This is a genomic window from Alcanivorax sp. HI0044, from assembly GCF_001634945.1.
The window spans coordinates 1-480 of sequence record NZ_LWEZ01000831.1 but is presented as its reverse complement, the minus strand read 5'-3'; the positions used below and the strand labels follow the sequence as shown (position 1 = coordinate 480).

Sequence of the window (480 nt, the reverse complement as noted above, 5' to 3'; positions counted from 1 at the left end):
TGGCCAGAGCAGCGGACCGGTCATTCGGGTTTACGATGCCGCAGCGGGTAGTTTGACCCAGGTGGCAGATGTTGACCCGGCCACCAACATTGCCGATGCAGCAGGCGACCCCATCAGCATTATGGCGGTTAATAGCATTGTCCTGGACGGGGCGCACAACCGCCTGTTTGCTGCTGTCAACACGAAAGATGTCAGCGATCAGGAAGGCTCGGCTATATTAAGCTATGACATTAGTGCCAACGGGACATTCACGTTCAACCAAGGTGTACCGCTCAACAATACCGCCCGGCAACTGAATGGCATGGTGGTCGACGCAACCGGCGAGCACCTTTACGTCAGCTACGACGAGCCATCGCAAAGCCCCACAGTTTTGGACAAGGCCGGGGTATTTCATTTCACCGTTGAAGCAAGCACCGGGACTATCAATGGTGCATGGTCAGCATCATTTCTCAGCCAGAACAGCATCAAGACACAGGATCT

At 54.8% G+C, this 480-nt stretch carries 1 protein-coding gene; it reads left to right on the top strand.

The window, feature by feature from the left end:
- On the top strand, window positions 1–480 hold a 480-nt coding region (locus tag A3730_RS31445), incomplete at both ends, for a hypothetical protein (protein WP_197477409.1).